This is a genomic window from Streptomyces sp. NPDC059866 (genome assembly GCF_042731325.1).
In the GTDB taxonomy this organism is placed as follows: Bacteria; Actinomycetota; Actinomycetes; order Streptomycetales; family Streptomycetaceae; genus Streptomyces; species Streptomyces flavusporus.
This window is the reverse complement of record NZ_JBHWJT010000006.1, coordinates 196,876-210,521: the sequence shown is the minus strand read 5'-3', so window position 1 is coordinate 210,521 and position 13,646 is coordinate 196,876. Positions and strand designations below refer to the sequence as shown.

General features: G+C 69.6%; 13 protein-coding genes. 7 read left to right on the top strand and 6 right to left on the bottom strand.

Annotated elements, in window-relative coordinates:
• A complete protein-coding gene (locus ACFV7R_RS11410; protein WP_385262494.1) occupies positions 1-357 on the bottom strand; it encodes a hypothetical protein in 357 nt (118 codons plus the stop codon).
• A gap of 191 nt (positions 358-548) precedes the next feature.
• Here ACFV7R_RS11410 and ACFV7R_RS11405 point away from each other — a divergent pair, with 191 nt between their 5' ends.
• The gene (locus ACFV7R_RS11405) at positions 549-869 is read left to right on the top strand and encodes a putative quinol monooxygenase (protein ID WP_385262491.1); all 321 of its coding nucleotides are present in this window, start codon (positions 549-551) and stop codon (positions 867-869) included.
• Positions 866-2,101, top strand: coding sequence for a helix-turn-helix domain-containing protein (locus ACFV7R_RS11400; RefSeq protein WP_385262488.1), 1,236 nt, complete (start codon positions 866-868; stop codon positions 2,099-2,101). Before ACFV7R_RS11405 ends, ACFV7R_RS11400 begins: the two co-directional genes overlap by 4 nt.
• 1,132 nt (positions 2,102-3,233) lie before the next feature.
• Here ACFV7R_RS11400 and ACFV7R_RS11395 read toward each other — a convergent pair.
• The 3 genes from ACFV7R_RS11395 to ACFV7R_RS11385 form a co-directional block, all read right to left on the bottom strand.
• On the bottom strand, positions 3,234-3,443 hold the full coding sequence (locus tag ACFV7R_RS11395; protein ID WP_385262485.1) for a hypothetical protein: 210 nt from the start codon (positions 3,441-3,443) through the stop codon (positions 3,234-3,236).
• 177 nt (positions 3,444-3,620) lie between these two features.
• Positions 3,621-3,818 (bottom strand): hypothetical protein, encoded by a 198-nt coding sequence (locus ACFV7R_RS11390; protein WP_385262482.1) that lies wholly within the window; start codon positions 3,816-3,818, stop codon positions 3,621-3,623.
• 640 nt (positions 3,819-4,458) lie between these two features.
• The gene (locus tag ACFV7R_RS11385) at positions 4,459-4,938 is read right to left on the bottom strand and encodes a GNAT family N-acetyltransferase (RefSeq protein ID WP_385262479.1); all 480 of its coding nucleotides are present in this window, start codon (positions 4,936-4,938) and stop codon (positions 4,459-4,461) included.
• 68 nt (positions 4,939-5,006) lie between these two features.
• Between ACFV7R_RS11385 and ACFV7R_RS11380 the strand changes: the two genes are divergently transcribed.
• On the top strand, positions 5,007-5,810 hold the full coding sequence (locus ACFV7R_RS11380) for an exodeoxyribonuclease III (protein ID WP_385262477.1): 804 nt from the start codon (positions 5,007-5,009) through the stop codon (positions 5,808-5,810).
• A 12-nt stretch (positions 5,811-5,822) separates the two neighbouring features.
• Here ACFV7R_RS11380 and ACFV7R_RS11375 read toward each other — a convergent pair whose 3' ends face one another.
• On the bottom strand, positions 5,823-6,467 hold the full coding sequence (locus ACFV7R_RS11375; RefSeq protein WP_385262475.1) for a MerR family transcriptional regulator: 645 nt from the start codon (positions 6,465-6,467) through the stop codon (positions 5,823-5,825).
• Positions 6,468-6,597: 130 nt separating this feature from the next.
• Between ACFV7R_RS11375 and ACFV7R_RS11370 the strand changes: the two genes are divergently transcribed.
• From ACFV7R_RS11370 to ACFV7R_RS11355, 4 genes are all read left to right on the top strand, one after another.
• The gene (locus tag ACFV7R_RS11370; RefSeq protein WP_385262473.1) at positions 6,598-8,121 is read left to right on the top strand and encodes a flavin-containing monooxygenase; all 1,524 of its coding nucleotides are present in this window, start codon (positions 6,598-6,600) and stop codon (positions 8,119-8,121) included.
• Positions 8,118-9,053 carry an alpha/beta fold hydrolase gene (locus ACFV7R_RS11365; protein ID WP_385262471.1) on the top strand — a complete coding sequence of 312 codons (936 nt, stop codon included), beginning with the start codon at positions 8,118-8,120 and terminating at the stop codon, positions 9,051-9,053. Before ACFV7R_RS11370 ends, ACFV7R_RS11365 begins: the two co-directional genes overlap by 4 nt.
• Complete coding sequence (locus ACFV7R_RS11360) at positions 9,050-9,934, top strand: SDR family oxidoreductase (protein ID WP_385262468.1); 885 nt, start codon at positions 9,050-9,052, stop codon at positions 9,932-9,934. Before ACFV7R_RS11365 ends, ACFV7R_RS11360 begins: the two co-directional genes overlap by 4 nt.
• Positions 9,935-10,010: 76 nt before the next feature.
• On the top strand, positions 10,011-10,205 hold the full coding sequence (locus ACFV7R_RS11355) for a hypothetical protein (RefSeq protein WP_385262466.1): 195 nt from the start codon (positions 10,011-10,013) through the stop codon (positions 10,203-10,205).
• 89 nt (positions 10,206-10,294) lie between these two features.
• Here the strand turns inward: ACFV7R_RS11355 and ACFV7R_RS11350 are convergent, their stop codons facing one another.
• On the bottom strand, positions 10,295-13,525 hold the full coding sequence (locus tag ACFV7R_RS11350) for a S41 family peptidase (RefSeq protein WP_385262464.1): 3,231 nt from the start codon (positions 13,523-13,525) through the stop codon (positions 10,295-10,297).
• Positions 13,526-13,646 lie beyond the last annotated feature (121 nt).

The window sequence follows — 13,646 nt, the reverse complement described above, 5'->3', positions numbered from 1 at the left end:
TCAGGCTGCCTTCGGCGTCGAAGCACCAGCAGCCAGCGACGTGACAGCGATCGCGCGGAAGCTGATGCCGTGCCGCTTCTGACCGTTGAACTCGTTCTCCCACGGCCGGGCGACCAGGCCGGTAATCGCGATCGGGGTGCCCATCTCCAGGTCACCAGAGATGTCCGGCTCGGCCACAGTCACGGTGACGACCTCCGCGTTGCCGTTCATCACGAACAGCACATCCACCGTCACGAGGGTCTGACCAGTGTCGGTGTCGGTGGCGATCACGCCGTTCCGCTTGTCACGCATCTTCGTCTGCGGAGGCTGAGCAACCATCAGGGTGGCGCCGGAGGTGTCGACGGGGATCTGACGCATGATGGAGTCTCCCTTTTGGGATGAGCCCCGGGCTGCGTTGTGATCTTGGCGGATGGCACGCAGCTCGGGGCGGCTTGTTGGTGCGACACTATCGAAGCTACTCGCAGAAAAACTGCGAGTCAACAGAAAAACTGCGACTAGTAGGGGAACTCCGAGTCTGGGAGACTGAGTGCGACAAGAAGGAGGAAGGAATGGGCAACTATGGTCTTTTTGTCCGCTTCACGCTGCGCGCCGGGGCCGGCGAGGCGTTTGACGCACTGATTCGAGAGACCGCCGCAGGGATCCAGGCACACGAACCCGGGACGCTGGTCTATGCGTGCCATGAGGTCGAGGGCGCGCCCAATGAGCGGATCTTCTTTGAGCTGTACGCCGATCGCGCTGCCTTCGAGGAGCACGAACGTCAGCCGCACACGCGTCACTTCCTGGCCGAGCGTTCCAAGTACGTCGAGAAGACCGAGGTTGACCGCCTTCATCCGTACGTCGGCAAGTACCCCACCGGAGCCGAAAAGTGACGGTGTCCGAGACCAAGACCGTTGGCCAGCGGGTGAAGGAGCTGCGCCGCGCCGGAGGCATGTCACAGAGTGACCTTGCTGCCGCGATGGGGCGCTCTGAGAGCTGGGTGTCGCAGGTCGAAAGAGGCGTACAGCCTGTCGAGCGGCTGTCGGTTCTTCAAGCGCTTGCCGATGCGCTCAACGTGCCTGTGCGCGAGCTACGGCTGGATGCTGCTCCGGCGGAGGAAAGCGAGCCAGAGCAGCAGACGAAGAGCAACGACCTCGATGGTCTACGGGTAGCTCTTACAGGTCACCCCGCGCTCGGCAGCCTCTTCCAGCAGCCCCCGGCTGAACCGACTCCATCGCTTGCCGACTTCCGTCAGCAAGTAGACGAGGCGTGGACTCTCGTGCATGCATCGAGCTACGCGGCGCTGAGCGATCATCTCGCCAAGCTTCTCCCGAGCATTGAGGCCGCAGTACGCCATGCACCAGCAGGCGAACGCGCACAGCTCCACGCCCTGCGCGCCAAGGCGTACCAGGCGACCGCGGCGAGCTTCACCCGGCAAGATCAGGCGGATGCGGCGTGGGTCGCCGCCGACCGAGCACTGCAGGCGGCCGAACTTGCAGGGCAGCCGTTGGAAGTCGTCGCAAGTCTGTTCCGAATGGCGCACGCCTTCATGCGGCAACAGCACATGGAGCAGGCCGAGCAGGCAGCACAATCCGCTGTGACCGTCATGGGTCCGAGGACGGAGGCCCCGGCGTGCCCCCCGGAAGAGCTCTCGCTCTTTGGCGCCATGAACCTCGTCCTTGCAGTGATCAACGCAAGGGAGGGCAACCGAGGGCGGACCCACGAGCACATCGACCGAGCACGCGGAATCGCAGCGCGGTTGGGCGGGGACCGCAACGACTTCGACACCGAGTTCGGGCCGACGAACGTCGAGATCCACGCCGTAAGTACGGCAGTGGAGTTGGGAGACGCAGGACATGCCCTAGAGGTGGCCCAGCATGTTGACGCATCGGGCCTTTCGCCAGAGCGGCAGTCACGTTTCCTGCTTGACGTGGCGCGGGCACACGCGCAGCGGCGACACGTCGGCGAGGCCACAGCCGCACTCATGGAGGCCGAGGCCCTGGCGCCTGAACAGATCCACGACCACCACTTGGCCCGCGAGGTCATCCGCGACTTGATCCAGCTTTCGGACCCTCGCATCCCCGAGTCGCTGCGCAACTTGGCCGAGCGAAGTGCCGTCATCTAGGCACCCGAAGCCCTCTGCGGTGGAAGTTTCCCTACATCATCAAGACCCCGCGCACGGCGCGGGGAGCGCGCCGCCTTTGCGGCGCGGCCTGCCTCCTGTCTTCGCCCCGGCTGGCCGCGCCCGGCGGCGCGCCGCGTGCAGGGGGCAGGTGGGAGCAACCCGTACAGCCCATGGAGAGGGGCGGCATCGCTGAGCGGTTTACGTGGCACGAGCGCCGCCGACTGCGGCCAAGGCCGTTGTGCTGTCGATCAGGCAAGCAGCGGAAGGGGTGGCGCCGGGGCCGGGCGACCAGGCCGGGCAGAAAAGGCCGGCGTAACCGGGCCGCCGTACCGCCGCCGTCACGGATGCGACAGCGTGAACGGACCAGCGCCGGGAGATGGGTCGAGGGGGAGCAGCTGCTGCCGCGATGTGGCCGAGCCCGTCATGGGCGCTCCGCTAGATGCACCACCATCGTGGCTAAGCGTTCGGCTGTCGGGCCGTCCCTGAGCCGCACCGGGCCGTTCTCACTGCTCAGACTTCCTGCGTGCGGATCGACGTCCACCAGGCGGTGAGGCGGTCCGCCATTCCATCCACGTCGTAAGGGTGGCTCAAGCCGAAGTGCTCCGTCAGCTCGCTGCGCTCGCGCGACGGCGTTCGGGAGCTCCCGCCCGCCGCGTGCTTCCGGGCCGACTCAGACCTAGCCTGCCCGACGGGTCGGCACAGTCCCTGCGACTCTCCCGGCCACGCTCGCGCGGGAGCGCCCCGCAGCGCGTGGCTGCGGGGCGCCTTGTGGGGTTTAGTCGACCGCCTGGCCGTCGTATATACCGCCCACGCAGGGGTTGCCCGGCAAGTCGATCCGGGGCTCTCCGCCGCCCTGCCTGCACTGCTCAGGGCTGACGACGGATGGGGCACCCTGTGCGGTGGCGGCGGTGGCGGTGGCGGCGCCTGTGAGGCCGAGTCCGGCGAGGGCTGCCGTGGCGATGACGGTGGCGAGGATTCGTCGAATGCGCATTTGGTTCGCCTTTCACGGATTGCCTCGGTTGGGGCACTAATCAGCTTGATGTTCACCCATATGGGTGGCACGTCGTGTTGGGCCATTCGGGTGACATGACTGTCGGGTGCGGGGTCGGTGACGCGACCCGTCGGACAGGCCCTAGTCGAGCCTCTCCCCGTTGTGCGTACCGCCCTCGCAGGTGCTGTCCGCCAGATGGGGCGTTCCGCCGCCCTGCTGGCACTCAGAAGGGGTGACGTCGGATGGGGCACCCTGTGCGGTGGCGGCGGTGGCGGTGGCGGCGCCTGTGAGGCCGAGTCCGGCGAGGGCTGCCGTGGCGATGACGGTGGCGAGGATTCGTCGAATGCGCATTCGGTTCCCCTCTCACGGATTGCCTCGGTTGGGGCACGAGTCAGCTTGTGCCTCGCCGAACAGGTCGGCCGCTCCGCGCACGGCGAGCCGCTGTTCCGCCTCGCTGGCAGCGACTCTCCCGGCTACGCTCGCGTGGGAGCGCCCCGCAGCGCGTGGCTGCGGGGCGCCTTGTGGGGTTTAGTCGATGAGGAACCGCCCGTCGTACGTACCGCCCTTGCAGGTGAAGTCCCTAAAATCGGGCGTTCCGCCGCCCTGCCTGCACTGCTCAGGGCTGACGGGGTTTGGCTGTGCGGTGGCGGTGGCGGCGCCTGTGAGGCCGAGCCCGGCGAGGGCTGCCGTGGCGATGACGGTGGCGAGGATTCGTCGAATGCGCATTTGGTTCGCCTTTCACGGATTGCCTCGGTTGGGGCACTAACCAGCTTGATGTTCACCCATATGGGTGGCACGTCGTGTTGGGCCATTCGGGTGACAGTGCTGTCGGGTGCGGGGTCGGTGACGCGACCCGTCGGACAGGCCCTAGAACGAAGAGACCACCCCGGCCGGATGGGTGGTCTCTTCGTTGTTCCGAAGGGGGCAGCGCACGCAACCGGCCCAATGCTATGAGCCGTGTTGACCTGCGGAAACGCGCCCTTTGTAGCGGAGGGTGGCCGGACGCTGCGGGACGCTACACATTCTGTTTAGCGTCCGCCAGCGAGCCGCATACCCGGCCCTTGGGCGGCCGGAAGGAACTCCTCAAGCGGTGGTCAGCATGGTTGCTGTACAGCACGGAAGTACAGCAACCACCGCAACCAGCCCCGAACACCAACGGCCCTGAGTGACCGTCTGACGTGCCGTCCAGACCTCTGCGACCACACTGCCCATAGTTCGCATCGAGGGGGCCAGGGGTTCAAATCCCCTCAGGTCCACCGCAACAACTGCCCCGGGGAAACCCGGAGTCGGTTGACAGGAGCCCGCCCGATCGGTTGATCGGGCGGGCTCCTTTTTGGTGCCTGCCCCCGGCCCGGCTGATGCCGGGTCAGGCGAGGGGCTTCGCGTAGCAGCGGCTGTTCTCGTGGAAGCGGTAGTAGCCGAACTTGGTGCACGGCTCGTAGCCGCTGGAGGTGTAGAGGGCGATGGCCTCCGGCTGCTCTGTGCCGGTCTCCAGGACCATGCGGACACGGCCTGCCGCGCGGGCGTCGTCCTCCAGGGCGGTGAGCATACGGCGGGCGAGGCCGCGGCCACGCAGCTCCCTGATCACGTACATCCGCTTGAGCTCGGCGTCGCCGTCCTCGTTGCCCTCGCCGTTCCGGTCCCGGCTGCGCCAGCCGCCGGTGGCGACGGGGCGGTCGGACTCGTCGTAGGCGATCAGGTAGACGCCGTTCGGCGACCGGAAGTCCGACGGGTCGAGGACGGTGGCGTCGCCGCCGTCGCCGTAGCGCTCGTGGTACTCGGCCTGGACCTCGTCGTTGAGCTTGACGGCGTCGGGGTGGTCGAAGGGGACGCGGCGTATATTCATGCTGGTTATCGTACATCTATGCGGTAATCGAATCCGGACTTTCTCCAGTGTGCCGGTATCGTGCCCGGGTGCTCACTGTGACCTCTGTGAACGTGAACGGGTTGCGGGCCGCCGCGAAGAAGGGCTTCGTGGAGTGGCTCGCCGGAACGCAAGCCGATGTGCTCTGTCTGCAGGAGGTGCGCGCCGAGCCGCAGCAGCTGCCCGAGCAGGTCCGCGCGCCGGAGGGCTGGCATGTCGTACACGCCCCCGCCGCCGCCAAGGGGCGCGCCGGCGTCTCGCTGTACAGCCGGCGTGCGCCGGACGCCGTCCGCATCGGATTCGGGTCGGCCGAGTTCGACGACAGTGGGCGCTACGTCGAGGTCGACCTGCCCGGTGTGACGATCGCCTCCCTCTATCTCCCCTCCGGCGAGGTCGGGACCGGACGGCAGGACGAGAAGGTCCGGTTCATGAGTGAGTTCCTCACCCATCTGAAGGGCCTGCGCGAGCGGGCCGCCGCCGACGGGCGTGAGGTGCTCGTCTGCGGCGACTGGAACATCGCCCACCAGCAGGCCGACCTGAAGAACTGGCGTGGCAACACGAAGAACTCCGGCTTCCTGCCGGAGGAACGGGATTGGCTGGGGCGGGTCTTCGACGCCGGGGACGGCGGGTACGTCGACGTGGTGCGGGCGCTGCATCCGGACGTGGCGGGGCCGTACACCTGGTGGTCGTACCGGGGGCGGGCCTTCGACAACGACACGGGCTGGCGTATCGACCTGGCGGTGGCGACGCCCGGGCTCGCCGGACGCGCCGTCAAGGCGGTCGTCGAGCGGGCGGCCACGCACGGGGAGCGGTGGTCGGACCATGCGCCGGTGACGGTGGTCTTCGAGCACTGATCGAGCCTGCGGCTACGGCTTCTTCCGCAGCCGCCGGTCCATGGCCAGCGACAGCTCCGCCTCCACCACGCTGCGGGCCAGCGGGCGCAGGCGCGGCAGGTCGTCCTCGGTGGCGTGGCGCAGGACCAGGTCGGCGAACAACTCCGCCAGCGCGTCGGCGTGTTCGCGGACCCGTTTGCCCGCCGCCAGGACCTCCGCGAGCGGGATGCCCTCACGCACCAGTGCGGCGGACACCTCCAGCAGGCGGCGGCTGATGTGGACGATCTCGTCGCCGTCGGTGCCGAGGTAGCCGAGTTCCATTGCGGCGGCGAGGTTCTCGGAGGTGGCCTGGCCCGCGAAGTGGTCGGCGAGTTCCTCGGGGGTGAGGCGGACGGGGGTTTCCTCGGTGGGGGCGCCCAGGCCGAGAAGGTCGCCGACGTCGCGGCCGTTGTCGAAGGCCTCGGCCAGTTCCGCTATGCCGCTCAGGGTGTGGCCGCGTTCGAGGAGCGCTCCGATGGTGCGCAGCCGGGCCAGGTGGTGGTCGTCGTACCAGGCGATACGGCCTTCCCGGCGCGGTGGTGGGATCAGCTTGCGTTCGCGGTAGAAGCGCAGGGTGCGCACTGTGATGCCGGCCAGCCGGGCCAGCTCCTCCATGCGGTACTCACGCTTGTCTGCCACGAACGCACCCTAAGTCGTACTGCCGGTAACTTTCCTGACGCGCGCCCCCTACCCATCAGTACGGAGCTGCCCTACCCTCCCATTGCGCCAGTGTTCACTGGCGGAGTCGCGAGCGAAGCGTGGAGGCGGAATGGCCGAGCACGAGCACGAACATGTGCGGGTCGCGGTGGTCGGGTCCGGGTTCGGCGGGCTCGGGGCGGCCGTGCGGCTGCGCCGGGAGGGGATCACCGACTTCGTCGTCCTGGAACGGGCCGACAGCGTCGGCGGCACCTGGCGGGACAACAGCTATCCGGGATGCGCGTGTGACGTACCGTCGCATCTCTACTCGTTCTCCTTCGCGCCCAACCCGGACTGGCCGCGCACCTTCTCCGGGCAGGAGCACATCCGCGCCTACCTGGAGCGCGTCACCGATGTCTTCCGGCTCCGCCCGCACCTCCGCTTCAACTCGGAGGTGAAGAAGATGACCTGGGACGGCCAGGAGCTGCGCTGGGAGATCGAGACCAGCTCCGGCCGGCTCACCGCCGACTTCGTCGTCTCGGCGACCGGCCCCCTGTCCGACCCGAAGGTCCCGGACATCCCCGGCCTCGACACCTTCCCCGGCAAGGTCTTCCACTCGGCCCGCTGGGACCACGACTACGACCTGCGCGGCAAGCGGGTCGCCATGGTCGGCACCGGCGCCTCCGCCATCCAGATCGTGCCGGCCATCCAGCCCGACGTGGCGAAACTGGTCCTCTTCCAGCGCACCCCGCCCTGGGTGATGCCCCGCATCGACCGCGCCATCAGCGGCGCCGAGCGCCGGCTGCACCGCGCCGTTCCGCTGACGACCCAGCTCCGGCGTGGACTGCTCTGGGGGATCCGCGAGTTGCAGGTCCAGGCCTTCACCAAGCACCCCGACGAGCTGGGCCTGGTCGAGCAGTTGGCCAAGCGCAACATGGCCCGAGCCATCAAGGATCCGGCCCTGCGCGCCAGGCTCACGCCCGACTACCGCATCGGCTGCAAGCGGATCCTGCTGTCGAGCGACTACTATCCGGCGCTCGCCCGGCCCAATGTGGACGTCGTTGCGAGCGGGCTCAGCCGGATCGACGGCTCGAAGGTCATCGCTTCCGACGGCACCGAGGCCGAGGTCGACGCGATCGTCTTCGGCACCGGCTTCCACGTCACCGACATGCCGATCGCCGAGCGGGTCGTCGGGGCGGAGGGCCGGACGCTTGCGGAGGTCTGGAAGGGCGGCATGGAGGCCCTGCGCGGCGCCTCCGCGGCGGGGTTCCCCAACTGGATGACGATCATCGGGCCCAACACCGGCCTCGGGAACTCGTCCATGATCCTGATGATCGAGTCCCAGCTGAACTACATGGCCGACTTCGTACGGCAGTTGGACGTGCTCGGCGGACGTGTCGCCCTCGACGCCCGCCCGAGCGCCGTGCACGCCTGGAACCGGCGGGTGCAGGAGCGGATGAAGCGCACGGTGTGGAACACCGGCGGCTGCACCAGCTGGTACCTGGACGCGGCCGGCCGCAACACCACCATCTGGCCCGGTACGACAGGGGAGTTCCGGCGCGCGACACGGCGGGTGGATCTCGCTGAGTACGCGGTGCTGCGGCCCGGAACCGAGGTCAGTACCGGCGAGCAGGACACCGTGGAGGCCGCCGTATGAGCCGCCTGATGCACGTCTCATCCGGCCCCTACGCCCCACCCGTCCCCGCCCGCGAACTGACCGTCACCTCCGCCGACGGCTCCCGCCTGCACGTCGAGGTGCACGGCCCCGAGCAGGCACCGCCCGTCGTCCTGGTCCACGGCTGGACCTGCTCCACCGCCTTCTGGGCGGCGCAGATCCGGGCCCTGGCCGCCGACCACCGGGTCATCGCCTACGACCAGCGCGGCCACGGACGCAGCCCGGCGAGCCCGGCGTGCAGTACCGAGGCGCTCGCCGACGACCTCGAAGCCGTGCTCGCCGCGACGCTCGCGCCCGGCGAACGGGCGGTGATCGCCGGACACTCCATGGGCGGCATGACGGTGATGGCCGCGTCCGCGCGCCCCCGCTTGCAGGCGCACGCGGCGGCCGTCCTGCTGTGCAGCACGGGCAGTTCACGGCTGGTCGCCGAGTCGACGGTGCTGCCGCTGCGCGCGGGCCGGCTGCGCACCGCGCTGACGCGGCGTGTCCTCGGCTCCCGGGCGCCGCTCGGCCCGGTCACGCCGCTCGCCCGGCGGATCCTCAAGTACGCCACGATGGGTGCCGGTTCGGCCCCGCACATGGTGGAGGCCTGCGCACGTATCGTGCACGCCTGCCCGCGCAAGGTGCGCCACGCCTGGTCGCACGTACTGGACCTGCTCGACCTCGACCACGGGGTACGGGAGTTGGCGGTACCGACGGCGGTGGTCGTCGGGTCGCACGACCGGCTCACTCCGCCGGTGCACGCGCGGGCCCTGGTCGCCGCACTGCCGCAGTGCGTCGGGCTCACCGAGCTGCCCGGGCTCGGGCACATGACACCGGTGGAGGCGCCCGAGCTGGTCACCGGCAGGATCCGGGAACTCGTCACCACCTACGTGAACAGCGCGGCGGACACCGACGTCAAGGAGGGCGCATGAGCAGGGTGAGCCTGCAGGGGCAGGTCGCGGTCGTCACCGGGGCCGCGCGGGGCGTCGGTGAGCTGCTCGCCCGGAAGTTGTCGGCGCGCGGCGCCACGGTGGCGCTGGTCGGGCTGGAGCCGGACGCGCTCAAGGAGGTCTCCGCGCGGCTGCACGGCGACAGCGACCACTGGCACGCCGACGTCACCGACCACGAGGCCATGGCGAGGGTGGCCCGCGAAGTCAAGGAACGCTTCGGCAAGGTCGACATCGTCGTCGCCAACGCCGGTGTCGCGACCGGCGGTCCCTTCGTCGACTCCGATCCGCAGGCGTGGCGGCGGGTCATCGAGGTCAACCTGATCGGATCCGCGGTGACGGCCCGGGCGTTCCTGCCCGTGCTGGTGGAGAGCCGGGGCTATCTGCTCCAGATCGCCTCCCTCGCCGCGATCACGCCGGCGCCGATGATGACCGCGTACTGCGCCTCCAAGTCGGGCGTCGAGGCGTACGCGCACAGTCTGCGGGCCGAAGTCGGGTACCAGGGTGTGAAGGTGGGCGTCGCGTATCTGTCGTGGACCGACACCGACATGGTGCGTGGGGCCGATCAGGACGACGTCATGCGGGAGTTGAGGCAGCGGCTGCCGTGGCCGTCCAACAAGACGTATCCGCTGGGGCCCGCGGTTGACCGGATCGTCGCCGGGATCGAGCGGCGGTCGAGCCATGTGTACGGGCAGTGGTGGCTGCGCGGGATGCAGGGGGTCCGCGGGTATCTGCCGGGAATCATCGGGACGGTGGGACAACGGGAGATGCGGCGGTTCGCGGACCGGCTGCAGGGGATGCGGACCGGGCTCGTCGGTGCGGGCGGCGCCGCTGATGAACAGGCCCGCGCTACACAGCGTAGTTGATCGAAATGCGTGCTTAGTCCGTCCGTGTAAATCTGGTCGAGGCCCGATCCCCTCACCCACAACGGGAGTGAATCTCATGGGCATGAAGGACCAGTTCCAGGACAAGGCCGAGCAGATCAAGCAGCAGGCCAAGCAGAAGCGCGGTCAGCAGGACGAGCGTGAGCGCGAGCGCGGCGAGCGCGGCGAGCCGATGGGCGAGCGCAGCCGGCGGGAGACGGAGCGCGAGCAGCGCGAGGCGGAGGACCGCTTCGACCAGGACTACGACGTGTGACGTCCGTCAACTTGTCCTCGGCCTCGGCCGATTGACGCGGGGTGCCCTGGTGAGGGCGCCCCGCGTTCCTTCGTTCACGGGGGCGGCGCTCAGATCCGCGGCGGGAGCTTGGGGCGGGAGCGGTCCGGGATGTCGCCGTGGTCCGGGGGTGTGGCCGCCGGATTGGTCGTCAGGAGTTCCAGGGCCAGCCGGACTGCGTCGTCGAGTTGGGCATGACGGCCCTCCGCCCAGTCGAGGGGGGTGCGCAGTGCCTCCAAGTCAGGGGCGACACCGTGGTTTTCGACGGACCAGCCGTAGGCGTCGAACCAGGCCGCGTTCATCGGGACCGTGATGACGGTGCCGTCGCCCAGGCGGTGCCGGCCGGTCATGCCGACGACTCCGCCCCAGGTGCGCTGCCCGACGACCGGGCCCAGGTTCAGGAGTTTGAAAGCGGCCGTGATCATGTCGCCGTCCGAGGACGTGGCCTCGTCGGCCAGCGCCACCACCGGCCCGCGGGGCGCGTTCGAGGTGTACGACACCGGCTGTGCGTTGCGGGTGAGGTCCCAGCCGAGGATCGTGCGGGTCAGCTTCTCGATGACGAGTTCGCTGATGTGCCCGCCGGCGTTGCCGCGCACGTCCACGATCAGCGCGGGCCGCGAGACCTCCATCCGCAGGTCGCGGTTGAACTGGGCCCAGCCGGAGCCGCCCATGTCGGGGATGTGCAGATAGCCGCAGCGGCCGCCGCTCAACTCCCGTACCACCGCACGGCGTTTGGCCACCCAGTCCTGGTAGCGCAGCGGCCGTTCGTCGACGAGCGGGATGACGGCGACCCGGCGGGAGCGTCCCTCGCCCCCGGACGGGGTGAACGTGAGCTCCACCGTCGTACCGCCGGCGCCCGCGAGGAGCGGGTAGGGGCCGGCCACCGGATCCACCGGGCGTCCGTCCACATGGGTCAGGATCGCCCCCTCCCGGATCCCCGAACCGGCGAGCGGGGAGCGGGCCTTGGAGTCGGAGGAGTCGCCCGGCAGGATCCGCCTGACCGTCCAACCGTCGTCCCGGCGCACGAAGTTGGCGCCGAGCAGGCCCTGCCAGCGCTGGTACTGCGCCGGCCCCTCGTTGCGGCGGGCGGCGGAGACGTAGGCGTGCGAGGTGCCCAGCTCGCCCAGCACTTCGCGGAGCAGGTCGGCGAACTCGTCCGGCGACGCCACCCGGTCGACCAGCGGCCGGTACTGCTCCAGGACCGCGTCCCAGTCGATGCCGCACATCCCCGGGTCCCAGAAGTACGCGCGGATGAGCCGGCCCGCCTCCTCGTACGACTGGCGCCACTCGGCACCCGGATCCACCTCGTGCATGATCCGGCGCACGTCGATCCAGGTCGTCGTGTCGCTGTCGCCGGACTCCGTGGACGGCACCGCGCGCAGGTCGCCCTCGTCGGCCACGACGAGCCGGGTGCCGTCGCCGCTGACCGCGAAGAGGTCGAGGTGCTGGACGAGTTCGGACTTCTTCGCCTTGGTGATGTTGAAGTACTCGAGGGTGGGGCGGCCGCTGGTGTCGTCCGGGTTCACGAACGTCTCGCCGAGCGCGCCCGAGATCGGCCAGCGCAGCCAGACCAGTCCGCCGCCCGCGACCGGGGCCAGCGCCGAGTACTTGGAGGCCGCGACGGGGAACGGGGTCACCCGGCTCTCCAGGCCCTCGATCTCCACGGTCACCGCGCCGGCCTCGCCGGGCTCCTCCTCCTCGACCGGGTCCAGGCCCCCGGCGGCCGGGCGGCCGTCGGGGCTCAGGGCGAAGGGGGACGGCGTGGCGGAGGAGAGCGGGACCAGGTACGGGCGGCAGCCCAGCGGGAAGGAGAGGTCACCGGTGTGGACGTCGTAGACCGGGTCGAAGCCGCGCCAGGAGAGGAAGGCGAGATAGCGGCCGTCGCGGGTGAAGACCGGGTTCTCGTCCTCGAAGCGGCCGTTGGTGACGTCGACGATGAAACGGTCCTTGATGCGGGCCATCTTGATCTGGCGCAGGGTGCGCCCGATCCCCGGGTGGGACCAGGTCAGCCACGCCCCGTCCGGCGAGAACGCCAGGTCCCGTACCGATCCGTTGATCGACCGGATCAGCTCGGTCACTTCACCGTTCGAGTCCTCGGTCGCATCGATCAGCAGCAGCCGGCCGTCGTGCGCGGCGATCGCGAGCCGCTCGCCCTGCGGATCGCAGACCATCTCCAGGACGCGTCCCAGCTCGCCCTGTGCCAGCCGCCGCGGCTCGCGGTCGCCGGTGGCCCGCGGCAGATAGGCGATCTCGATCGCGTCCTCGCCCTCCGCGTCCGTGATGTAGGCGACCTGGCCGCCCGAGCCGAGCATCTCCGGGAGCCGGACCCGTACGCCGGGCGTGTCGGTGAGCGTGCGCGCCGGTCCGTCCCGGTGCGTCAGCCAGTACAGACTCCCGCGTACGACGACCGCGCTCGCGCGGCCCGTCTCGTCGACGGAGATGCCGTTCACGTGCTGGGCGGCGGGCACCTGGTACGTACGCCGGCCCGCGCGCGGCCCGCTCAGGCGTACGTCGAGACGGCGCGGCGCCGAGTCCGCGGCCAGGTCGTCGACGATCCACAGGTCGCCCGCGCACTGGTACACGACCCGGGTGCCGTCGCTGGAGGCGTGCCGGGCGTAGAAGGCGTCGTGGTCGGTGTGGCGGCGCAGGTCGGAGCCGTCGTAGGCGCACGAGTAGAGGTTGCCGACGCCCTCGTGGTCGGAGAGGAAGGCGATGCGGCCGCCGACGAACAGGGGGGAGTGCAGATGGCCGTTCAGGTCGGCGAGCAGGCGTTGCCCGTGCAGCCACAGCCGGCCCGTCGCCCCGCCCCGGTAACGCTTCCAGGAGGCCGGTTCGTGGGGTGGGGTGCCGGTGAGGAGAAGTGTCCTGCGCTCCCCCTCGATGTCGGCGACCTGGATGTCGGAGACCGGCCCCCAGGGCAGCTTGCGGCCCGGATCGCCGTCGGGGGAGACCTTGTAGGCCCAGGTGAAGTGGGAGAAGGGCTCGCCGTGCGAGGCGACGGCGAGGATGTCGCCGTCCGGGGTCCAGCCGCAGACCTGGGTGTCCGCGCTGCCCCAGTAGGTCAGCCGGCGTCCCGCACCGCCCTCCACCGGGACGAGATGGATCTCCGGGACGAGGCTGCGCCAGCTCGTGTACGCGAGGTGGCGGCCGTCGGGCGAGAAGCGAGGATGGCCGATCTTGGTGCGGTCGACGGTGAGCCGCCAGGCGCGGCCCGGGCCGTCGAGCGGGGCGAGCCAGAGGTCGTCCTCGGCGACGAAGCACAGCAGGTCACCGCTGAGGTGGGGCAGACGCAGATAGGTCACCTTTCCATGCTTTGTCCGGGAACCAAACGGAGCAAATCGTGAAAAACTGACGGTACGTGATGCAGGACACGTACGAAACGGTTTCGTTTCGTAGATGGGCTGCGCTATCTTCGTCGTGTAC